This window comes from Pseudomonas sp. FSL R10-1339 (assembly GCF_009600545.1).
Lineage (GTDB): Bacteria > Pseudomonadota > Gammaproteobacteria > Pseudomonadales > Pseudomonadaceae > Aquipseudomonas > Aquipseudomonas bubulae.
The window spans coordinates 1-22,165 of sequence record NZ_WIVQ01000042.1; the positions used below are offsets into that span (position 1 = coordinate 1).

The 22,165-nt window shown below is 58.8% G+C and carries 19 protein-coding genes and 1 pseudogene; 8 read left to right on the forward strand and 12 right to left on the reverse strand.

Translation table 11 applies throughout. The features are described from left to right. Positions 1-134 precede the first annotated feature (134 nt). The 6 genes and pseudogenes from GHO03_RS13850 to GHO03_RS13875 form a co-directional block, all read right to left on the reverse strand. Positions 135-1,165 (reverse strand): annotated as a pseudogene (locus GHO03_RS13850) (proline racemase family protein). 9 nt (positions 1,166-1,174) lie between these two features. Next, the gene (locus GHO03_RS13855) at positions 1,175-1,897 is read right to left on the reverse strand and encodes an amino acid ABC transporter ATP-binding protein (RefSeq protein WP_095017989.1); all 723 of its coding nucleotides are present in this window, start codon (positions 1,895-1,897) and stop codon (positions 1,175-1,177) included. Next, on the reverse strand, positions 1,890-2,540 hold the full coding sequence (locus GHO03_RS13860; protein ID WP_095000330.1) for an amino acid ABC transporter permease: 651 nt from the start codon (positions 2,538-2,540) through the stop codon (positions 1,890-1,892). The genes GHO03_RS13855 and GHO03_RS13860 overlap by 8 nt, the downstream gene beginning before the upstream one ends. 9 nt (positions 2,541-2,549) lie before the next feature. After that, entirely contained in the window at positions 2,550-3,215 is a 666-nt protein-coding gene (locus GHO03_RS13865; RefSeq protein WP_095000329.1) for an amino acid ABC transporter permease, read from the reverse strand. Continuing rightward, entirely contained in the window at positions 3,208-4,977 is a 1,770-nt protein-coding gene (locus tag GHO03_RS13870; RefSeq protein ID WP_153400062.1) for an aconitase X, read from the reverse strand. Before GHO03_RS13870 ends, GHO03_RS13865 begins: the two co-directional genes overlap by 8 nt. 10 nt (positions 4,978-4,987) lie before the next feature. After that, positions 4,988-5,806, reverse strand: coding sequence for a transporter substrate-binding domain-containing protein (locus tag GHO03_RS13875; RefSeq protein WP_095026449.1), 819 nt, complete (start codon positions 5,804-5,806; stop codon positions 4,988-4,990). Positions 5,807-6,116: 310 nt separating this feature from the next. Between GHO03_RS13875 and GHO03_RS13880 the strand changes: the two genes are divergently transcribed. Beyond that, positions 6,117-6,542: a hypothetical protein gene (locus GHO03_RS13880; protein ID WP_153400064.1), complete on the forward strand. Its 426-nt coding sequence runs from the start codon at positions 6,117-6,119 to the stop codon at positions 6,540-6,542. A 200-nt stretch (positions 6,543-6,742) separates the two neighbouring features. On the opposite strand, the gene GHO03_RS13885 is transcribed toward GHO03_RS13880, so the two are convergent. Then, complete coding sequence (locus GHO03_RS13885) at positions 6,743-7,414, reverse strand: GntR family transcriptional regulator (protein ID WP_231386332.1); 672 nt, start codon at positions 7,412-7,414, stop codon at positions 6,743-6,745. Positions 7,415-7,793: 379 nt separating this feature from the next. Between GHO03_RS13885 and GHO03_RS13890 the strand changes: the two genes are divergently transcribed. The 7 genes from GHO03_RS13890 (at position 7,794) to GHO03_RS13920 (ending at position 16,762) form a co-directional block, all read left to right on the forward strand. Beyond that, positions 7,794-9,086, forward strand: a complete 1,293-nt coding sequence (locus tag GHO03_RS13890) for an MFS transporter (RefSeq protein WP_095000326.1) — start codon at positions 7,794-7,796, stop codon at positions 9,084-9,086. 13 nt (positions 9,087-9,099) lie between these two features. Continuing rightward, the gene (locus GHO03_RS13895) at positions 9,100-10,575 is read left to right on the forward strand and encodes a sucrose-6-phosphate hydrolase (protein ID WP_153400066.1); all 1,476 of its coding nucleotides are present in this window, start codon (positions 9,100-9,102) and stop codon (positions 10,573-10,575) included. A 100-nt stretch (positions 10,576-10,675) separates the two neighbouring features. Further along, positions 10,676-11,674: a LacI family DNA-binding transcriptional regulator gene (locus GHO03_RS13900; RefSeq protein WP_150628444.1), complete on the forward strand. Its 999-nt coding sequence runs from the start codon at positions 10,676-10,678 to the stop codon at positions 11,672-11,674. Positions 11,675-11,836: 162 nt separating this feature from the next. Next, the gene (locus GHO03_RS13905) at positions 11,837-12,847 is read left to right on the forward strand and encodes a zinc-binding alcohol dehydrogenase family protein (RefSeq protein WP_153400068.1); all 1,011 of its coding nucleotides are present in this window, start codon (positions 11,837-11,839) and stop codon (positions 12,845-12,847) included. 29 nt (positions 12,848-12,876) lie between these two features. Then, a complete protein-coding gene (locus tag GHO03_RS13910; protein WP_153400070.1) occupies positions 12,877-14,406 on the forward strand; it encodes a UxaA family hydrolase in 1,530 nt (509 codons plus the stop codon). A 92-nt stretch (positions 14,407-14,498) separates the two neighbouring features. Continuing rightward, positions 14,499-15,209 (forward strand): FadR/GntR family transcriptional regulator, encoded by a 711-nt coding sequence (locus GHO03_RS13915; RefSeq protein ID WP_095019978.1) that lies wholly within the window; start codon positions 14,499-14,501, stop codon positions 15,207-15,209. A 188-nt stretch (positions 15,210-15,397) separates the two neighbouring features. Further along, a complete protein-coding gene (locus GHO03_RS13920) occupies positions 15,398-16,762 on the forward strand; it encodes an MFS transporter (RefSeq protein ID WP_095019977.1) in 1,365 nt (454 codons plus the stop codon). Positions 16,763-16,827: 65 nt separating this feature from the next. Here the strand turns inward: GHO03_RS13920 and GHO03_RS13925 are convergent, their stop codons facing one another. The 5 genes from GHO03_RS13925 to GHO03_RS13945 form a co-directional block, all read right to left on the reverse strand. Then, the gene (locus GHO03_RS13925; protein ID WP_153400072.1) at positions 16,828-17,325 is read right to left on the reverse strand and encodes a GNAT family N-acetyltransferase; all 498 of its coding nucleotides are present in this window, start codon (positions 17,323-17,325) and stop codon (positions 16,828-16,830) included. Positions 17,326-17,328: 3 nt separating this feature from the next. Further along, a complete protein-coding gene (locus GHO03_RS13930; protein WP_095000318.1) occupies positions 17,329-17,490 on the reverse strand; it encodes a DUF2986 domain-containing protein in 162 nt (53 codons plus the stop codon). A 132-nt stretch (positions 17,491-17,622) separates the two neighbouring features. Beyond that, complete coding sequence (locus GHO03_RS13935; protein WP_372241744.1) at positions 17,623-18,660, reverse strand: fimbrial protein; 1,038 nt, start codon at positions 18,658-18,660, stop codon at positions 17,623-17,625. A gap of 40 nt (positions 18,661-18,700) precedes the next feature. Further along, complete coding sequence (locus tag GHO03_RS13940) at positions 18,701-19,684, reverse strand: fimbrial protein (RefSeq protein WP_153326238.1); 984 nt, start codon at positions 19,682-19,684, stop codon at positions 18,701-18,703. A 25-nt stretch (positions 19,685-19,709) separates the two neighbouring features. Further along, a complete protein-coding gene (locus GHO03_RS13945; protein ID WP_240043212.1) occupies positions 19,710-22,157 on the reverse strand; it encodes a fimbria/pilus outer membrane usher protein in 2,448 nt (815 codons plus the stop codon). Positions 22,158-22,165 lie beyond the last annotated feature (8 nt).

A 22,165-nucleotide genomic window follows, 5' to 3' on the forward strand; every position in this document is an offset into this window, starting at 1 on the left:
TATTGTGGGAGCGAGCCTGCTCGCGAACGACCTTCGCGAGCAGGCTCGCTCCCACAGTTGCAGTGTTCCTGTAGCTGACGAGCGCAGCCTCGCTGCGCTCGTCAGCTGCTACGGGTATTGCGTAAATGCTCAGGTCAGTTGGCACCCGGCCAGGTATCGGACAGGCGATAGCCCTGTGGCCACGGGTCGCTCGGGTCGAGCAGGTGTTGATGGGTACCGGTAATCCACGCCCGTCCGGAGATGCACGGGTAGATCGCGACGCGCCCGGCCACTTCGGTCATGGAGTCGATGCGGCAATGAAATTCAGAGCCGATTATCGAACGGCCGATAAAGCGCTCGCCCACCTTGAGCAGCCCCTTGGCCTGCAACACCGCCATGCGCGCCGAGCAACCGGTGCCGCAGGGCGAGCGGTCGATCTTGCCCGGGCGGATCACGACCGCGTTGGCGCCGCTGGCAATACCGTTCTCATACACCACAGGCGCAGCGATCTGGCAAAACGAGATATGCGACCAGTCCGGGTTCACGGGTGGATGAAGCCCAGTTGCTCGTTGGCGGCGCGAGTGATTTTCAAACCCGTCTCAACGATGTCCCTGGCTTCATCCGGGCTGATGGCAAAGCCCAGTTCCTTGGCATCGGCGAGTACGAAGCTGTCGCCGCCATAGGCGGTGTCGACCTTGAGCGATCCCAGCCCCTCGACTTCGATCCAGGCATCCAGGCGATCTGCGAAGGAGGGCACGTTTTTGATCTCGACCCGTTGTACCTTGCCGTCTCGACAGTCGGCTACGGCCTCGATCAGGCCACCGGGAGCTTCGAGCACCAGTCGGGTTTGCGGTTCGGTCATCGGCAGGATGCCGCTATCGAGCAAGACCGTGGACACGCAGATCGAGTTGGAACCCGACATGGGCGGAGTGTCGGCCGGTTCCATAATGATCCAGGCCATTTGCGCCCGTGGATCCTTGGCCGGCACCAGCAGGTTGACGTGCCGGAACACCCCGCCGCGAGGCTCGTTGAGCACAAAATTGCGCAGGGTCTCGTCCCGGGCGATCCAGCGCGATTGCTCCCATACGGTAGCCCCGGGCGGCGGCGCCACACCGCCGACGATCACGTCACCGACCTCGCCCTCGGCGTGACAGCTGACCACATGAATGACTTTCGATGAACGCATGTTCTGCTCCTATTTGACCGACTTGAGGAAGGCCGCGGTTTCCGCGTGCACAGGGTTGCCGATGACTTGATCGGGGGTACCGATTTCGTGCACCAGGCCATTGCGAAAGAACGCCACGCGGTCGGATACATCCCGCGCAAAGCGGATTTCGTGGGTGACCAGCACCATGGTCATGCCGTCTTCGGCGAGCATGCGCATGGTGTCGAGCACCTCGCCCACCAATTGCGGGTCGAGGGCCGAGGTGGCTTCGTCGAACAACATGTAGTCCGGTGACATGGCCAGGGCGCGGGCAATGGCCATGCGCTGTTGCTGGCCGCCGGAAAGCTTGCCGGGGAAGGCCTTGAGCTTGTCGCCCAGGCCCACATGGGTCAGTTGCTGCACCGCCAGGGCCTCGGCTTCGGCCTTGCTTTTGCCCAGCACCTTGCGCGGCGCCAGCATCACGTTTTCCAGCACGGTGAGGTGTGGAAAGGCGTTCCATTGCTGGAACACGATGCCGATTTTCTGGCGCAGGTGGTTAAGGTTGGTGGCGCGGTCGTGGACTGCAATGCCGTCGACGCGGATATGGCCTTTCTGGATCGGTTCCAGGCCGTTGATGCACATCAGCAGGGTCGACTTGCCGGAGCCGGAGCCGCCGATAATCGAGACCACTTCACCCTTGTTCACGGTCAGGCTGACGCCCTTGACCACTTCGAGGTCGCCGAAGGATTTGTAGACGTTGTCGATCTCAATCATTTTCTTGCCACCTTTTTTCCAGGCGAGCACCAAGGCGCGCAACCACCAGGCTCATGACGTAATAGATAAGGCCCGCGATGCACAGCACCAGCATCGGTTCCTGGATGCGGGTGACGATGGTTTGCGAGGCGCGCAGCAGTTCGACGATGCCGATCCACATCACCAGTGCGGTATCTTTCATCACGCTGAGCACCAGGTTGAGCCAACCGGGGAAGGCCACGCGCATGGCAATGGGCAACACGATGTAGCGCAGGTCCTGCAGGTAGCTCAGGCCCAGCGAACGGCTGGCCCGGCGCACAGTAAACGGCACTGCCAGCACGCCGCTGCGCACGATCTCGGTGAAGTACGCGGCAGCGTAGACCCCCAGCACGATGCAGCCGACGCTGAAAGCGCTGATGTTCAGGCCGACGATGCTCTTGAGCGAGTTGAACAGCACGAACTGAATGAGCAAAGGCACGCTGCGAAACACATCCAGCACCCAGGCCAGCGGCAGGCTGGCCCGTGGCAGCAAGGCACGCATCAGGCCGAACAGCAGGCCGGCAACGGTGCCGAGCAAAATCGCCCAGCTGGTCAGTTGCAGGGTGACCCATGCCCCCTGCAGCAAAAACAGAAAATCGTTCCAGGTAAAGCTGGTGGAAAACATGGGCAGTCCTCAGTAACGGAACAGTCGCCAGGCCATGAGCCGGGCTGCTGCAACGATCGCCTTGGCAATCAGGTAATACAGCACCGCGGCAATGGCGAAGTATTCAAAGGTGCGGAACGTTTTGACGTTGTAGTCCTGGGTTACACCGGTGAGGTCGTTGTTCAGGCCCACGATCACCCCCAGCGAGGTCATCAGCACCGCCCAGACCATCTGGTTGGTCAGCGGGTAAAACACGATGCGCAGCAGCTGCGGTACGACGATCATGCGGTAGGTCTGGAAGGCGCTCATGCCCAGCGAGCGAGCTGCACGTACCTGGGTTTCGGGTACGGCCTTGAGCCCGCCGCGAAAGTTCTCGGCCAGGTAACCTGCGTTGTTGAAGGTGATCCCGGCCAGCAGGGCGACCCATGAACTGACATGCAGGCCCAGGGAGCCGAGCCCGAAGTACAGGACATAAATCTGGAACAACGAGGGCGTGTTACGGGCAATGGACACCCAGGCATTACCGGCGCCGCGCAGCAGCGGGTTTTTGCTTTCGCGCATCACCGTCAGGGCCAGGGCGATCAGTACACCGAAGATCATCGACAGGGCAGCGGTCTCGAAGGTCACCAGGGCACCGGCGAGCATGTCCGGCAAGGCGCGCAGGGCAGAGCGCCATTGGAAGGTATAGTCAAACATGGGGTGCGTTCTCCAGTGAGGCAGCGGCTTGCAGCCACTGCGGCAAGCGCCCGCTGGCCGTGGCGCTGCACGCCGCATCCACACACTCGGCGAGGCTGGCGAAGTGAACTCTGCGGCCCACCAGGCCGGGGGCGTAATGGGCGTATTTGCCCGAGTTGGTCATCAGGTTTCTGGCGGCTGGCGGAATCACCGGTTCACCGAGCATGCACCAGCAGGTATCGCTGATAATCACCGCACCAAAGGCTTCGATCACGGCGATATGCCCGGCGACGCGGGCCTGCTCCAGCACGGTGCGACCACAGGTGATCGCCAGTACCACGTCGGGATGACGGTGGCGGCCCTGGCACAGGCTTGCCAAACGGGCGAACTCGCTGAGGGAAAAGTGCGGGTTGCCCAGTGACACCACATCCACCCTGGCATCGCGGGCGCTGTTGAGCTCCTGCCAACTGAGCCGCAATTCCTCCAGGCTGAGCTTGAGCACCGGCAGCGGCCCATCGATCACCCGTGTCGGGTCGAGAGCTTCGGGGGTAACCCCGGCGATATGAAACAGCGCAGCGGCGCTGGTGGTGGCGAAGGCCGCACCGAATGCCTTGAGATCGTCCAGGTTCGGATGCTGCTGCTGGAGCCCGGAAACCAGCGGGATCCGGCTGCCGGCCAGGGCACCGATGTGGTAGCCGAGCAGCGGGTAGAAAGAGTCGTCAAGGTTGGACAGGGGCGGCACTTCTATGTGCAAACGGGCCTTGCGCTGATCTTCCAGATGACAGCCAATCAGCGGTGCCCGGCCGGTGAGGGCGATACAGATATCCAGATAGTCGGGGTACTTGAGGGTGCGTGCGCCGAGCACGCTGTTGGCGTAAACCACCGCGTTGGATTCGGCCCAGACAATCTGCTCGCCGGCCTTGGGCGCACTGTCGAGCAGATAAGGCGCGCAGGTGAAACTCAATTGTGCGCCCATGGCCATATAAGCATCGCCCAGCGCGCTGGCGGGTACACCGAGCGCCGGGTCGATACCCAGTTCGCGCCAACGGCGCTGATCCACGGAAATCGAATTGAGGGTGGTGGGTACCCGCACCTTGGCACCCCATGCCACCAGTTGTTGCGCAAAGCGCAAACTCGCCGGCCCGGTATAGATGCAGCCGTCGATATGGGCCTGGGTGATGTCCACCAGATATTTGGCGCCCTGGATATGCGCCATGCGCAAAACGATCTGCATGGCCACCTGAGCGGCCTTGCCTTGGCTGCCGTCGAGCAGTGCACGGTCGTGTGCGGTCAGCTCGATCGAGCTGTGTGCATCTTCGGTTGGCCTGTCGTTGCGTGGTGCCGGAGTATCGTCAGGCGTTGAATCGTAAAGGCTCAAACCGGTGCCATCGACCCTGGCGAACGCCTTGCCGCGCAATTGGCCAAAGGCTTCCTTGCCGATGCACAGCACCGGCAGGGAACGTTGGAACAGGGTCTGTGCCACCAGCACGCCAAGGGTCAGGATCTCGTCGGCCTCGGCCAGCACCAGCGCAGCAGGAGCATGGCCATTGCTGATCAGTTCCATCAGCACACTGCTGCCGGTACAGGAGCCGCGCCCGCTGGGGATTGCCAGCACACGGCCGGCCAGGCATTCGCCGCTGAGCGGGTGATGGCGGTCGATCACCTCGCCGCTGAACGGGTCGACGCCGCCCCAGAAACTCAGGCCGACCTCGGCGTACAGCAGCGGGGCGGATGCACAACCATCAACCAGGCTGCGGCCTTCAAGAGAACTTATCCCGGACATGCTGGATACCTCAGTAATAAACGTGAGGTACGGTCAGATCAGCCGGTGGAATCTCGGTCCCGACCCATTTGGTCCACAGCTCCTTGTAGCGTCCGGTGCGTACTTGCTGGTTGACGAACAGGTTCAGGTAGTTGAGCAGGCCGTACTCGTTGCGCTTGGCGCCCAGGGACACGTAATCGACCACATAAGGCGCGTTACCGGCGACCTTGAGGTTTTTGTACTTGCCTGATTTAAGGGTAGCCGCAGCCACGGTGTTGGTGACCACGGTGGCCTCGATATGGCCCTGGGCAACGGCCAGCAGGGTGTCGTTCTGCGACTGATAGGCGCGGAATGAACCGCTGCCCCAGTTTTTCACGTCTTTTTCCAGGGCGATGGCTTCATAGGTGCCGCTGGTGTTGCCCAGGGCCTTGCCCTTGAGATCTTCAAAGCTGTTGATACCGGTGTTGTCGCGGGTCAGCACCACCATCTGGAAGGCAAAGTAAGGAATGCTCAGGCCAACGGTCTTGGCCCGTTCCAGGGTGTCGGAAGTGGAGGCCACAATGACATCGGCGCGCCCGGAGACCAACGCCGGAATCCGGTCAGGGAAGGGGGTTTCAACGATTTCGGCATCGACACCGAGCACTTTTGCCAGATCGTTGCAGTAGTCCACATCAAAGCCGACGGGCTTGTTGGCCTCGTCACGGGAGCCCATGGGCGGGAAGTCCAGGGTGACAGCGCAGCGCAACTTGCCCGAACCGATAATATCGTCGAGCTTGTCGGCCTGCGCCGTGGCAATAAAGGAGGTACTGAGAACAGCGCTGAGAGCTACGGCAAGTACGGGGTTTTTCATGGAAGCCTCGGAGTCGTTGAAGGGCTGTTGATTAACGGTCTTTGGATTTCGTATACGATATTTGTTTTGCAAGGCGTGTGCCGATTTTTGCCGCAGGCCGCAATAAGTGAGCGAGCGCGGTATTTGCAGGCTTGCGTGATGGCACTCTGGTACTGGAGGGGTTGAGCGGTAGCAGGGGGGTGTTACAGAAGGGAGCATTACTGTGGGAAATGCCCCACAAAGGAACACTTGCTGGCTTTTTGGCGGTATTGGCTATTTTTTGCCCTGCGGGCAGTATGGGCGAGGTACTTTTCCCGGGAGTGTGAAGCCTATGCCTATCGATGATGACATCGGGGTGTACTACCTCAATACAGACCTGATGCTCACGGCTCCTGTTGACCTGGCACCATTGGCAGACTCAATGGCGCCTGGAGATCTGCCTGAGGTATCAATCAGTTGCCTGCATGACAGTCAGGCTGACGGCGACCTCTATCGTTCTGTTTTCGAAGCCTTTGGCCCGCAAGGCAGTTACCCCACCCCTGATGAAAGCATCAGGGCCTTGCTCGATGCCATTGAGCAATTGCCGCAAGCACTGCAGCCGTTATGGCAAGCCTGTACAAAAAAGACCCTGGATATTGGCTACAACAGCGGAGTTACACCAGGTTCTGTCAGCCACCCGATCCCGATCGATACCTTGCTGCGCATGCAGTCATTGGGGATCGACCTGTGTATTACGGTGTACTCGGTGGGGGAGTGAAGAACACGAAATCTTGTAGCCGCTGAGGAGCGCAGCGAGGCTGCGATCGATTGCGAAGCGGTCGTAAACCCTGAGCCCCGGATGTACTTGGCCCAACGCATTAACCGATTTTACGACTGCTGTGTCGCGGTGGCGCACCAAACCGATCGCAGCCTCGCTGCGCTCCTCAGCGACTACAAGCTAAAGCGTTGCGTACAGGCTCAATGGCTTTGCGGCAAATGCTCGAACAGGGTTTTGCACACGCCGGCAATATGCTCATCCAGCAACTTGACGGCCAGCTCAACATCGCCAGCGCGGCAGGCGTCAAGGATCTCCCGGTGTTCGTGATCGGCACGGTGTTTACCTGCCGACAAACTCATTTGCATACGCAGGTAGCGTTCCAGTTTGTCATTGACTGAGCGGATCAGGCTGATCATGAACGGTCGCTGCGCCGGCTCGTACAGGCAGGCGTGCAGTTCCCAGTTAAGCTCGGCCCAGCGGCCCACGTCATCTTCCCCGACAAACTCCTGGCAAATGCGTTCGGCACGGGCAAAGGTGTCTGCGGTCATGTTGGGAATGGCCAGGCGCAGCAGTTTGTCTTCAAGGAGCATGCGCACTTCGAACATCTGCGCCAGTTCGGCCTCGGAAATGCGCGTGACCATGGCGCCGCGGTTGCGCTGGAACATCACCAGCCCTTCAGCTTCAAGTCGCTTGAGGGCTTCGCGCACGGGGATTTTGCTGACATTGAACTGGCGGGCGATATCATCCTGGCGAATCGGTTCATCTTCAGCGAAATGCCCGGCGACAATCGCATCGCGCAAATGCAGGGTGATGATTTCCGATGTGGAAGGCGAATTGCCGAGGTCGGGTGCATTGAGTTTTGGATGGGCCACGGTGGTCATCATTCGCTTGTAAAAGATATATGGTATACGAAACTCAGCGGGTAAGCCTTGTACCAGTCGCCCTGCGGCCTGTTACCTGGCACGGGTCAGCCTGCAAATGCCAGCACATTACAGGCTAGCCTGAGCCCGACTGAAGGCTGGCGACGTAGTCGGGTTAATCCTTAACCTGCTTGATGTCCTTGCGCAGGGGTTCCCCTGCAAGGTGTCAAAAAAACACCTCATCAGGCACCGGGTCATCGCGACCTGATATGCGCTTCCAGGCCCTGTCCATTGCTGCTTTCCTGAGCCATGAGCTTGACAGCGAAGCTGTAGGCATCCGTAATAGGAGAAAATGTTAACGTTAACTTAAATAAGAACAAGAGGGACACCCATGCAACGGACGGTCAAGCGTGATTACTGGCTTATCAGCGGTTTGCTGTTTTTTTTCTTTTTTTCATGGTCTTCCAGTTACTCGCTTTTTTCCATCTGGTTGCATCAGGTCATCGGCCTCAATGGCGCGCAGACCGGCTATGTATTTGCCGCGAATGCAATCGCAGCACTGCTGATCCAGCCGTTCTACGGGGCATTGCAGGACAAGCTCGGCCTGTCCCGCAAGCTGCTGGTATGGATTGGCCTGCTGCTGTGCACCGCCGCACCCTTCGCGATTTATGTCTATAGCCACTTGCTGGCTCAGAACGTAGTGCTCGGCGCAGTGGTGGGGGCGGTTTTCCTGGCCTTTGCCATGCTGGCCGGGGTTGGCGTGATCGAAAGTTATACCGAACGGTTGTCACGGCACGTGGGTTTCGAGTTCGGCACCAGCAGGATGTGGGGTTCCCTGGGCTGGGCTGCGGCCACCTGCATTGTGGGTGTGGTGTTCAACATCAACCCCAATATTGCCTTCTACATGAGCAGTGCTGCCGGCGTGGCGTTTTTGCTCATTCTGTTTCGACTGGACCTGAGCCGGTTCAACCAACCCGGCTGCGCCAGCGGCGCAAGTGGCGCTGCACCCGTATCTGTCGGTGATCTATGGCAATTGCTCAAGTTGCCGCGGTTCTGGGCCTTCAGTGTCTATCTGACCGGGGTGTGCGGGATTTACATGATCTACGAGCAGCAGTTTCCGGTGTATTTCTCGTCGTTTTTTGCGACCCCGGAACAGGGCATTCAGGCCTATGGTTACCTGAACTCATCCCAGGTCCTGCTGGAGGCCGGCTTGCTCCTGGTTGCCCCTTGGGTGGTTGGCCGTACCGGTGCGAAATACGGGCTGATCCTGGCGGGCAGCATCATGTTTTTTCGCATTCTGGGTTCCGGCCTGGCTACAGAAACCTGGGCCATCGCCGTGTTCAAGATGCTGCATGCGGTTGAGGTGCCGATCCTGCTGGTCTCGGTGTTCAAATATATTGCGTTCAATTTCGACCCGCGCCTGTCTGCCTCGATCTATCTGGTGGGCTTTCACTTCGCCCAGCAACTCACCGCCATGCTGCTGTCGCCCTTGGTTGGCTACGGTTATGACCAATACGGATTTGCCGATGTTTACCTGGCCATGTCCGCTCTGGCTGGCGCCTGCCTGCTGCTGTCCTGGACCCTGCTGCGCAACGATCCACGGCAACCACCGGGCAAAAACGCTGTTGCCGAAGCGCTGGCATTACCCGCCATCACTCAATCAGTTACCCGTTATGAACCCTGACAAGGACCACCCCATGCACGCTGCACGGCTGGACATGGCCCATCGCGCCATTGAACAAACACTGCCCGAACGCGGCAACGACTATCGCCTCGCCTATCACCTGGCCCCGGCAGCCGGGTGGATGAACGACCCTAACGGCCTGGTGTTCTTTCGCGGCCAATACCACATGTTTTATCAGCATCATCCTTTTTCTGCACAATGGGGCCCCATGCACTGGGGGCACGCCAGCAGCGACGACCTGGTGCATTGGCAGCATTTGCCCATCGCCCTGGCACCGGGTGACAGTTATGACCGTGATGGCTGCTTCTCAGGCTCTGCAGTGGTACTCGATGACACCCTGTACCTGATCTATACCGGTCACATCTGGTTGCAAGAGCCGGGTGATGACCAGCACATCCGTCAGGTCCAGTGCCTGGCCAGCAGCACCGATGGCATTACCTTTATCAAGCACGGGCCGGTCATCGACACACCGCCTGACCCGGCCATCATGCATGTTCGTGACCCAAAGGTGTGGCAGCGCCACGGGGCCTGGTGGATGGCGCTGGGGGCACGCCTTGGGGATGACCCGCAGTTGCTGCTCTATCGTTCAGATGACCTGTTGCACTGGGACTTTCTGGGCTGTGCGCTGCAGGGGCAACGTGAACTTGATGGGTATATGTGGGAGTGCCCGGATATTTTCGAGCTGGAGGGGCGCGATGTGTTGCTGTACTCGCCCCAGGGCTTGAAGCCCTGCGGATATGACAATTGGAACCTGTATCAGAACAGCTACCGCATGGGGCAACTGGACGACAAGGGTGTGTTCAAACCCGGTGGCCCGCACCATGAACTCGATCATGGCCACGATTTCTATGCTGCCCAGACCTTGCTCGCACCAGATGGCCGTCGCTTGTTATGGGCCTGGATGGACATGTGGGAAAGCCCGATGCCCAGCCAGGCCGAGCACTGGTGCGGGGCGCTGACATTGCCCCGTGAAGTCAGTCGCGACGGTGATCGACTGCTGATGCGTCCGGCCCGCGAGCTGATTGCATTGAGGCAGGCGGGGCAGGTGCTGCAGATAGGTGCGCTGAAGTCTGCCAATCAGTTGCTGGATACCTGGGGGGCGCTGCTGGAGATTGAACTTGAGCTGGATATTGCCGCCAGCAGCGCTGAACATTTTGGTCTGGCATTGCGCTGCAGCAATGACCAGCAGGAGCGTACCTTGCTGTATTTTGATGCCATGGCCCGGCGCCTGGTGCTCGACAGGCAACATTCCGGCGCCGGGGTGAGCGGAGTTCGCAGTGTACCGATCGCGGCAGGGCAGACACGTATTGCCCTGCGAATTTTTCTCGATCGTTCATCCATCGAAGTGTTCGTCGACGATGGCGCCTGGAGCCTGAGCAGCCGAATTTACCCAAAGGCCGACAGCCTTGCGCTGCGGGCTTATGCCGTCAATGGCACAGGCCATTTTGGCGAGGCCCTGGTGTGGGGGCTGGCGGATCTGAAGCTATGAAGTCGGGCCTTTTGGCGCAGGGCGCGCCGTCCTTGCTCATGCTGTTCTGACGCTATCAGGCATGACATCATGCCCGGTCAGACACGTATGGCGCGTACCCATGGCTTCAGTAAAAGATGTTGCACGGCTGGCGGGGGTTTCCCTGATGACCGTTTCCAGGGCCCTCAACACCCCGGGAAAGTTGAATCAGGAGACCCTGGCCAAAGTGCTGCAGGCCGTCGAGACCCTGGGTTATGTGCCCAGTCTTTCTGCGCGCAAGACCCGCGGCGGCCACTCCAGTGGCAAGACCATTGGCATCTTTGCCCTGGATACGGCCACCACTCCTTTTGCCGTTGAAATGCTGCTCTCGATGGAGCGTACGTCCCGCGAGCATGGCTGGAACGTGTTTATCCTCAACGTGTTTGAAGCCCCGCCCTGCCAGAAGGCCATCGAGTTGATGCTCTCCCATCAACCGGACGGCATCATCTTCAGCGCCATGCAGCTTCGCCGGGTGGACATTCCGCAGGTACTGCGCAGCATACCGCTGGTTCTGGGCAATTGCGTCAGCACCGAAACCGGCATTGCTTGCTATATATCAGACGATGAAGACGGGCAGTATCAGGCGGTACGCCAAGCGCTGCGACAGGGCTACCGCCGTCCGCTCTGCATAAACCTGCCGCAAAGCAGTATGGCCTGGGGGTTGCGCCAACGCGGACTGGCCCGCGCTCTGGACGAGGCCGGGATCAGTGCCGCGCAACTGCCTCAGTTCGACCTGCCCGACGATGACGGCTATCAGCACACCCTTGTGGTGCTGGAGCAACAGCTGCTAGCGGGTAATGGAACTCCGCCCTTTGACCTGCTGATTTGCGGCAACGACCGGATTGCCCTGGTGGCGTATCAGTATCTGCTCAGTCGCGGCTTGCGTATTCCGCACGATGTGGCGGTACTGGGGTTTGACAATATGGTGGGGGTTGCCGAGCTGTTTTACCCACCCTTGAGCACCGTGCAGTTGCCGTATTACGAAATGGGTCGCCGCGCGGCACTGCATCTGATCGAAGGCCGGGACGACTGCGCCATCCACAAGATTGCCTGCCCGCTGGTTGAGCGCGACTCCTGCTGACCCGTTCGGGGGGTAAATCCAGGCATGGAATCTGGTAAGGCCAATTCATTAAAAAAATAATTGGTCTTGCCAATATTTTTTCCTCCGTGTAGTTTTCGAGCCGCACCCATTGTGGTCTCGCCAATACCCGGTAGCCCTTGCGCTATCGACGGAGAATAAAAAATGCTGACTGTGATCTGTAACGAACCCCGCTTGCTCACCACCCTCGAAAGCCCTATTCCCGAGCGTCGCCCCGGTGAAGCCCTGATCAGGATCAAACGCGTGGGTGTGTGCGGTACCGACTTGCACATCTTTACCGGTAACCAGCCGTATCTGGAGTACCCGCGGGTGATGGGCCACGAATTTTCCGGCATCGTCGAGGCCAGCGAAGAGGGCAGCGCCCTGGTGCCGGGCGATGTGGTCTACGTGATGCCTTACATTTCGTGTGGTACGTGCATCGCCTGTCGGCAGGGCAAGACCAACTGCTGCTCGCGCATCCAGGTGCTGGGTGTGCACTGTGACGGTGCCTTTACCGAGTACCTGAGTGTCGCCCATCAGTTCATCCACAAGGCCGTCGGGGTGACCCTGGACCAGGCCGCAATGATCGTATTCCTGTCCATTGGCGCCCATGCGGTGCGCCGTTCGAACCTTCAGGCCGGGCAACGCACGCTGGTAGTCGGTACCGGTCCGATCGGCATGGCCGCGGCGATTTTTGCCGGCTTGCGCGGAGCGCAGGTCACGGTGCTGGATACCCGTGACGACCGTCTGGATTTTTGCCGCAAACATCTGAATATTCACGCCGCGGTGAAGATTGGCGACGGCGATAAAGATGCGCTCGCCGACCTTACCGATGGCGATTTTTATGATGTGGTTTTCGATGCTACCGGCAACGCCCGGGCCATGGAGCGTGGCTTTGAATTTATCGCCCACGGTGGCACCTACGTGATGATCTCGGTGGTGCGTGACACGATCACCTTCTCCGATCCCGAGTTCCACAAGCGCGAAGCCACCCTGATGGGCAGCCGCAATGCCACCGTCGAAGATTTCCGCTATGTGGAGCAATGCCTGCGCGACGGCCTGATCCCCGATCAGGCGCTCAACACCCACCGTATTCCCCTCAACGAAGTGGCCAGCCGTTTCTCCACGCTGCTGGATCCGCAGCAGGGCGTGGTCAAGGCCATTATCGAGTGCTAGCAGCGCACCCTAACCGTTGAGGAACCAGCATGAAAATGAGCAACCCTGGATTACTTGTACTGACTGGCGGTGATGATGTGGCGGTGGCGCGCGGCGACATTGCCAAGGGTCAGCAACTGTTTGCCGATGGCCTGAGCGTGACTGCGCTGGCCGATATCCCTGCGGGGCACAAAATCGCCCTGCGTGCCGTTGCCCAAGGGCAGTTGGTGCGCAAATACGGGCAGTCCATCGGCCAGGCGAGTGCAGCCCTGCACCCTGGTGATCATGTTCACGTGCACAACCTGCAGATGCCGCAGACCAGCACGAACCACACGCTGGCCAACGTGTACCAACCCACCGTCCAGGATGGCGGCGGTGCCCGCTTTGCCGGGTATGTCCGTGCAGACGGGCGTGTCGGTACGCGCAACTACATCGGGGTGATTTCCAGCGTCAACTGCTCGGCAACCGTATGCAAGCAGATTGCCGCGGCATTTGATGCGGGCTACCTGCGCGACTATCCCAATGTGGACGGCGTAGTGGCAATCACCCATGACAGCGGCTGCGGTATGGGCGCCAAGGGCGAGGGCATCGAGATTCTCAAGCGCACCCTGCGTGGCTATGCCGATCATGTCAATTTCGCCGGTGTACTGGTGATCGGCCTGGGCTGTGAAGTCAATCAACTGGCCCCGCTCATGGAACAATTGGCCGAGCGCAACGCGGTGCTCAAAGCAGGCCTGGTGATCCAGGACGCCGGCGGTACCCGCGAAACGGTGCAACGCGGCAAAGAGCTGGTCAACGCCATGCTCGATCAGGTCAACCGCCAGCAACGCAGCAGCGTGTCGGCCAGCCACCTCACCGTAGGCCTGCAATGCGGTGGCTCGGACGGTTATTCGGGGATTACCGCCAACCCGGCGCTGGGTGCGGCGGTCGACCTGTTGGTGCGCCACGGCGGTACCGCCATTCTCTCCGAAACACCGGAGATCTATGGGGCAGAACATCTGCTGACGGCCCGCGCAGCGTCAGCGCAGATTGCCGACAAACTGATGGGCCGTATCCACTGGTGGGAGGCCTATGTACGCCAGCATGACGGCGACATGAACAACAACCCTTCGCCGGGCAACAAGGCCGGAGGCATAACCACCATCCTCGAGAAGTCCCTGGGTGCAGTGGCCAAGGCGGGGTCTACCGGCTTGATGGCGGTCTATGAATATGGCGAGACAGTCCAGCATAAAGGTCTGGTGTTTATGGACACGCCCGGCTATGACCCGGTGTCTGCCACTGGCCAGGTGGCGGGTGGTGCGAATCTGATCTGCTTTACCACTGGTCGTGGTTCTACCTATGGCTGTAAACCAACGCCATCGCTGAAAGTTGCCACTAATACCCGCCTGTTTGAGCGCATGGCGCTGGACATGGATTTCAATGCCGGAACGATTGTCGATGGCGAGGAATCGGTGATCGAGGCGGGCGCACGCCTGTTCGCACTGATGCTCACAACCGCGTCAGGCGGCAAAACCTGCAGCGAGGAAAACGGCCTTGGCGACAACGAATTTGTGCCCTGGCAAATTGGCGCGGTGATGTAACACCCTCACGTCCAAAGGCTGGCTCCAAGCTTTGTGCAGCGCACACGGGCCTGTGTGGTAGCCTTTGGCATCATTTTTTGGACGCTGCCTCGATGGTCTCCACCTTTGCTCCTTCAGAGCGCAAGCTCTATCAGAAAATCGCCGACCGATTGCGCGACTACATCGTCCAGGGTGACTTCAAGGTGGGCTCGCGCCTGCCTCCCGAGCGCGATTTGACCCAGTTGCTGGGCGTCTCGCGCCCGTCGTTGCGCGAGGCCCTGATTGCCCTGGAAATCGAAGGCAGCATCGAGATCAGAATGGGCTCGGGGGTCTATGTGGCTGCCCGACCGAGCGAAGGCGGCGCCCGTACCGGCACTCATGGCGAGAGCCCGACTGAACTGATGCAGGCCCGCGCGCTGATCGAGGGCGAAGCGGTGGTACTGGCCTGCATGCACGGGAAAAAGAGCGACTACCGTTACCTGAAGGAGTGCATTGATGCCATGCGCGCGAGCATCGAAGCGAACCGTCCGCCGCTGGAAGACGACCGAAAGTTTCATCATCGCCTGGCAAAGATGACCGGCAATGGTGCGTTGGTGCGCATCATTACTGCGCTGTTCGATGAGCGTCACAGCCCGATTTCTGCGCAGTTGAGCGAGCGTTCGGAAAACCACGGCACCTGGGATGCCGCGGTGGTCGAGCACGAGGCCATTTTGCAGGCCCTGGAATGCAAGGATGTGATTGCTGCCCAGACTGCCATGCGCCAGCATTTGCTGTGTTCCCAGGCGCGCTGGCTGGGGACGCTGGAAGCCCGGACAGGGGATTAGAGACAGACCGCAAAGCCGTGTAGAACCATCCACAGGCCTGAGAAACATTGTTGGTAAAGCAGCAATAATCCGTTGTGGCTACAAGGTTATCGACGAAGATGAAATTTCGTCCGAGTGCGCAATCGGCCACAGAAAATATCCTCTGCAGGCCTTAATCTTGACGTTTTTGTCGTATGCGCGGATTGCCCATGTCTTCAGTTGTCGATGGTTTGCCCAGTAACAAACGCCTGCCTGCCGTGATCGCGATCTCCCTGGGGATTGGTATGGCGACCCTCGATACCGCCATCATCAACACCGCCTTGCCAACCCTGGCCGAAGGCATCGGCACTGACTCCGCCTCGGTAATCTGGGTAGTCAACGCTTACCAACTGGCGACCATTGCCGCAGTGTTGCCGTTTGCTTCCCTCAGCGACGTGTTGGGCCATCGCCGGGTGTTTCTCGGCGGCCTGCTGGTGTTTATCCTGGCCTCCCTGTTCTGCGGCCTGGCGTGGTCGCTGCCCACGCTGACTGCCGCGCGGGTGGTGCAAGGGCTGGGCGCTGCGGCGATCATGAGTGTGAATATCGCGCTGTTGCGCCACATCTATCCGGCAAAAATTCTGGGCAGGGGGCTGGGTTATAACTCGCTGGTGGTGGGGCTGGCCTTCACTCTGGGGCCCACGGCTGCATCGGCCATCCTGTCGGTGACGACCTGGCATTGGCTGTACCTGATCAATGTGCCTTTGGGGCTGCTGGCCGTTGTACTGGGCTTGCGCTCGTTGCCGGAGATTCCCAGAAGCGGACACGCGTTTGACCGGCTGGCCGCGATATTGTGTGCCGGGCTGTTTGCCTTGCTGGTGCTGGGGCTGGGTTCGGCGGTACATGGCGCCGAGGGCGATTTAAGCCTGGGGCTGATCGGCGTGGCGCTGGTGTGCGGGGTGTGGCTGATGCGCCGTCAGGCTGCGCATCCGGCACCGATGCTGGCGATTGATCTGTTCAAGCGGCCACTGTTTGCCTTGTCCTCTCTGACCGCGATCTGTGCGTTCAGCGCCCAGGGGCTGGCGTTTGTTTCGCTGCCTTTTCTGTTGCAGACGGCGCTTGGCCACAGCCAGGTGGCTACCGGTTTTTTGATGACGCCGTGGCCCGCGGTGGTGGCGATCATGGCGCTGATTGCCGGGCGTCTGGCCGACCGCGTATCGCTGGCATTGCTGTGTGGGATCGGTCTGTTGATGTTGAGCGCAGGCATGGCGGCGCTGGCGTTGTTGAGCGAAGGCGCTTCGACCTTTGATATTGGCTGGCGCATGGCGTTGTGTGGCGCCGGTTTCGGGTTTTTCCAGTCGCCCAACCTCAAGGCGATCATGACCAGTGCGCCGCTGGCCCGCAGTGGTGGTGCCAGCGGCATTGTCGCCACGTCGCGGTTGCTGGGGCAGACACTGGGCGCGTCACTGGTGGCGCTGTGCTTTCACTTGTCTGCGGTCAGCGGCCCGTACCATGCATTGTGGCTGGGCTGCGCTTTTGCCCTGGCGGGTGCGTTGGCCAGTGGCCTGCGTTTGATGCAGCAGCCCGGACAGGCTTGAGGTGCGGGAGAGTCAAAAGTAGGACTCTCGCGGTGGGCTATTGATCCGGCAAGCTTTCTCAGCCGTCAGAGCGCCATGACCATTTCATGCCAGGCCATGCCGCCATGCCCGGAGGGCGATGGCTGGACGTACTGATAGTCCATGCGGGTATAGAGAGGCACATGCTGTTGTTTGCACATCAGATGGATCGAGTGCTTGCCCTGGTTGCTCATCTGCCTGACAAACTCATTCATGAGCAGCCTGGCAAAGCCCTTGCCCTGGTGTGCGGGGGCAACCACTACGGACATGATTACCACATTGGGTGCAACAGGGTCGTGGCCGATCAGCTCCTTGAAAGCCTCATCCGACATCACGACGTTGTAGGCACAGCCGCTATTGATAAACCCGACGATTTCCCCAGCCTGCTCAAGCACAAGAAACCCTTGGGGATACTGGGCGATTCGCGTTCGGATCTTCTCCAGGGTGGCTGCTTCATCGCCTTCATAGGCCGAAACCTCGATCTGATAGCAGGATTCGGCATCCTGGAGCGTTGCCTGCCTGAAGAGGGGCTCGGGTATGACCATGGCTTAATCCCCGGTGGTTGGTGTGGTGTCCTGCTCCGATTGCTCGGCCAGCTTCAGGCGGTCAGCCTTGCTGATGTACGGGTTCTTGTTCTTCGGGGCCAGCTTGGCGTTGGCCTTCTTGGCATTGGCCTTCAATATCTGGTTGATTTTTTTACGACGGTTCATGGTTGCTGCTCGGTGTGTGGGGCGTAGGGCAGCGATTTTACAGGGGTTATGCAGCGCTCTGAGTATTATTGTCTGAAAATTTGTTCAATGGCCGCAATTGGGTATGCGTAACGCAAGCATGGGCTCGCGTGACTATAAGTAACTAATCGTAAAGGTCATGGATGTGTTGGCTGTGCCAAATCCCAACTCTTGACCTTCGAGGCGAATATAGGCGGCGCTCAGCGGGATCTTGAAGTCGCCGCCTTGTACATCGTAAGCGCTGAAGACATGCGCCTTGTCCAGAGCCAACGGGGTGCCATCACCATCCATTATCCGTAGCCCGACGCCCTTGGCGCCGGACGCGCCGTCCAGCGCAACCAGGCCATTTTCCCTGTCGATAACGGGGGTATTGGCTTGCAGCGAATAGGTCACCTTGTCGATGCCTTGGGGGCATGCATTGAGGGCAATATCGAAGTTTACGGGGTGTGTCTGGCCTCGACTGCCTGTGACTTCACTGGCCACATAATCGCCCATATTCACTGAGACATCGGGGGTTTTGCAGGATGATGCGGAGATGATCAGGCTGCCGGTCATGGTTACGTTATGAGTGACCAGTGTCCCGTAATTGATCGTACCGACTGTAAAAGGACCTATAACCGAGCCGTGTTTGATGGTGCCGATTTTCACAAATCGGTAAATAAACCTCACCCCGTAAGCACCCCCTACGTTTGTCGGACGGTGGGTTCTGTCGCCAAACACATTGATTGTGTATTTGGGGTCATCGTAGGAACTGAACATCTGCAGTGCAATGCCGCTGTTTTTTATCGGGAATATATACCCGCTCGCCGGCGCCGGCCCTAATGCAGGATTTGGAATCAGGCCGATGGGCGTAATGCTGTCACACGTTATATTGTTGGTTTCACGCGCTATATAAGAGCTTTCATAGACCGTACGGTCATGTTCCAGGTCGGCAGGGATACTGATAATGCCAGGGCCTTTGAGAAGAACTTCAGCTGCTGTGAGGGGGTTGTTTCCGCGATTGAAATGGCAGTCAGCGAATGAGTCTGTGTACCCGAAGAGTAAAAGCAGGGCCAGTAACGGCAAGAGCTTTACATGACTTGTTTTTTGTATTGCACCTGAGAGGATGCGTGTTGTTGCGTGTGTATGGATATATGTTTGTCTGCGCTGCACAGTAGCTCCAGGGTAGTTCATTCAGATCGCAGGATGCGAGTTATAAATAGCTGATCGTAAACGTCAGGGATGTATTGGCGGTACCAAATCCCAATGTTTGGTTGTCAAGTTGAATATAGGCGGCACTCAGCGGGATTTTGAAGTTGCCCCCTCGAACATCATAAGCGCTGAAATCATGGGCTTTGTCCAAAGCCAGAGGTGTTCCATCGCCGCCCATTATTCGCAGCCCGATGCCTTTGGCGCCGGACGCACCATCCAGTGCGACGAGGCCAGTTTCCCTGTCGATAACAGGCGTGTTGGCTTGCAGCGAGTAAGTCACTTTGTTGATACCGTCGGGGCATTCATTGAGCGCAATATCAAAGCTTACGGGTTGGGTCTGGCCTCGGCTGCTCGTCACTTCACTGGCCACGTAATAACCCATGTTCACTGAAACATCGGGGCTTTTGCAGGATGATGCGGAGATAATCAGGCTGCCGGTCATGGTCACGTTGTGAGTGACCAACGTTCCGTAATTTATCGTCCCGACCGTGAAAGGGCCGATTACCGTGCCATGCTTGATGGTGCCGATTTTTACAAACCTGTAAATAAACCCTGTCCCGTAAACGCCCCATGAGTTTGTCCGGTACACGGTTCTGTCGCCAAACACATTGATTGTGTAATCGGGTTCTGCATAGTTATTGAATATCTGCAGAGCAACGCCGCTGTCGTTAATCGGGAATAGATACCCGCTCGCCGGTACCGGCCCTAACGCAGGATTTGGGATCAGGCCGATGGGCGTAACGTTGTTACAGCTAATACCGTTGGTGCCGCGTGCTATATAAAAGCCTTCATATATCGTACGGTTGTTTTCAAGGTCGGTGGGTATGCTGATAACGCCGGGGCCTTTTAGCAGAACCTCAGACGGCGTGAGGGGATTTCTACCTTCATTAAAACGACAGTCTGCGAATGCGTCCGTGTGGGTAATGAGTAAAAGCAGGGCAAGTAACGGCAGGAGCTTTATAGGTTTTATGTGTGTGTTGTACATAAGCGTGCCTTTTCCAGTTTGAGAATCAACGCCCCTCGGTGCCGGGCAAGCAAATCAGCTTGAAGCGTTCGTAGTTCACCTTTTCCTGCTTTGGTGCCAGTGCATAGGCCGCCTGGCATTGCTTGCCTTGCCATTTGATGGTCAGCGTGGCGCTGTCGTCCTCGACCATGGCCAGGGCTTTGCCCGTAGGGTCGGAAATCGCCAGTTGCACACCCTTGGCGTCTTCCACCGAGGCACCGAACGGGATTGAGCGGTTTTGTGCATCGACCAGTTCAAACTGAATCCGCCGGCCCTTGCGGCCCTCGAAGCGTGCCACCACCACCGCGCCTCGGCGCGGCACCAGTTGTTGGGTGGCGCTATCAAGTTCAACGTCACCGCCCAGGTTACGGGTGTCCAGGCTCAACCAGTTCACCCGGTATGGCTGGGTGTTGGGAATAACGGCGTAACCGTTGTTGCCGGTCGTGACCCCCGAGTGCGTGCTGATCTCGACGCCGGATATTCCCGCGACTTCGACCAGGGCGAAGGTTTCACCTACGGTTTGCCCAAGGTTGACCCCGCCGCCGTGGGCGATTACCGAGCCGGAGACGTTCACGTTTTGGGAGTCAAAGCCCCTGCCTTTGCTGTAGCCGACACTGATGTCGGCTATCGATGTGCGGGTGTTCACACTGAGAGAGCCGGATTCACCACCCTGACTGCTGTCACCGGCCTGGACTGAGTAAAACGAATCACTGTTGTCCGACAGATAACCACTGACCCCTAATTGTGTGCTGTTGCCGCTGCGGTCACTTGTGGTGGACACAAAGGCCCGTGGCGACCGGGGGCGAGAGCCCAGCGGGAAAGAGACCGAGAGGTTGACCTGATTGTCCGTGTTCGACACGCCGCGTTCATCAATATCCAGGCTCCTGCTCGCACTCAGGCTGTAGTTGAGTTCGCCCCAGTTGTTGCTGTAACCCGCAGAGAAAGTGCGTGAGCCACCCCGGTTCCAATAGCGCTGGTCGGTGCCGTTGATATAGAGCGAACCATATTGTCGTGTCCCACCCAGGGTCTGGTTGACGGTCAGGTCGGTGCGGGTTTTAGAGCTGCCACTGCGCGGCCTGATGCCCTCACTGATGTCTTCAACATGATCGCTGAAGCTGCGATAGCCTTCTGTGGAGTAGCGATAGGCGGCCAGGGTGAAGCTGGTATCGGTGCCGGTGAATGTTTTTGCATAGAGCGCCCGCACGCTGTTGCCCTGGGTGGTTTTACCCTGGGCGCGGCTGGATGACTGGGTGAGATCGAATGAGACCGCGCCAAGGGAAGTGTTCTTCGCGGCTCCGAGCGAAAACGCCTGGAAATTTTCACTGGCTTGCAGGCCCGCAATACCTGTCAGGTTGCTGTTTATGCCATAGGCGGCGGTGCTGCTGACAAAGGAGGGCGATGCTGCGCCCTCGGCGTTGCTGGCGTATTGGCCAGCAGACACACTGTATTTGAGCTGCCCTTCGCGAACCATCGTGGGAAGCGCGGAAAAAGCCTGTTTGCTGATTCTGCGACGACCGTCGGCTTCGATAATCACCACCTCCAGATCACCGTTGGAACCCGTAGGGTATATATCGCTGATCTCGAACGGACCAGGCGGCACGGTAGTGGTGTAAAGAATGTAGTTGTCCTGACGAATCTCGACCACCGCATTGGAATCGGCGACACCGCGAATGATCGGCGCATAACCCCGTTCGCTGTCGGCACGCATGCCTTCATCCGAGGCCAGTTTTACCCCGCGATAACGCACGCTGTTGAACAGCTCGGTATCGGAGAAGATCTCCCCGGCACTGAACTGCCCCTTGAGAGCGGTAACGTCACGCTGCACGTAACTGCGATTACTCTTGAATGTGTTTGCATGACCGGTGCGGGTGCTCAGATTCGACTCGTTGCGCAGGCGCCATGCGCCCAGGTTGATGCCATTGCGCATGCTCAAGTTGTTGGAGACCTGTGTGCTGAACTCAGTGGAGCTGCGGTTGCTGTTGAACTGATAGTTGATAAACCCGGCCGGAACACCTTCGTCCCATAGTTCTGGGTCCACAAAACCACGCAAGCCTCGAGCCATTGCCAATTGCGGCACGCTGAAATAAAGCCGTAAGCGGCTGGAGTCGTAGCGCCACGTAGCTTTATCAATCATGGACGTCAGGTCATGGCAGGCTTGCGGTAACTCGGGATCAAGCAACCCCTGGTCTTGCAGCTTTTGTAGATCAACGCCAAGTTGTTGAATCAGATCAACCGTCATGCACGGCTCGACCTTGCCGTTGTGCGCGTTGGGCGCGAACTCGATATCCCTGCGACCCACCAGTACGTCATTACTGTATAAGTCGACCCGGTATTTTCCTGGTAATACACGGTGGGTGCTCAACAGTGTGTGCAGGTCCACCGAGGCTCCACCCTGGAAAAAAGTGGTGTTGTAAACTTCTTCTTGTGGCTGTGCCGGTTCTTCGCCCCAAGCCATGCTCGACA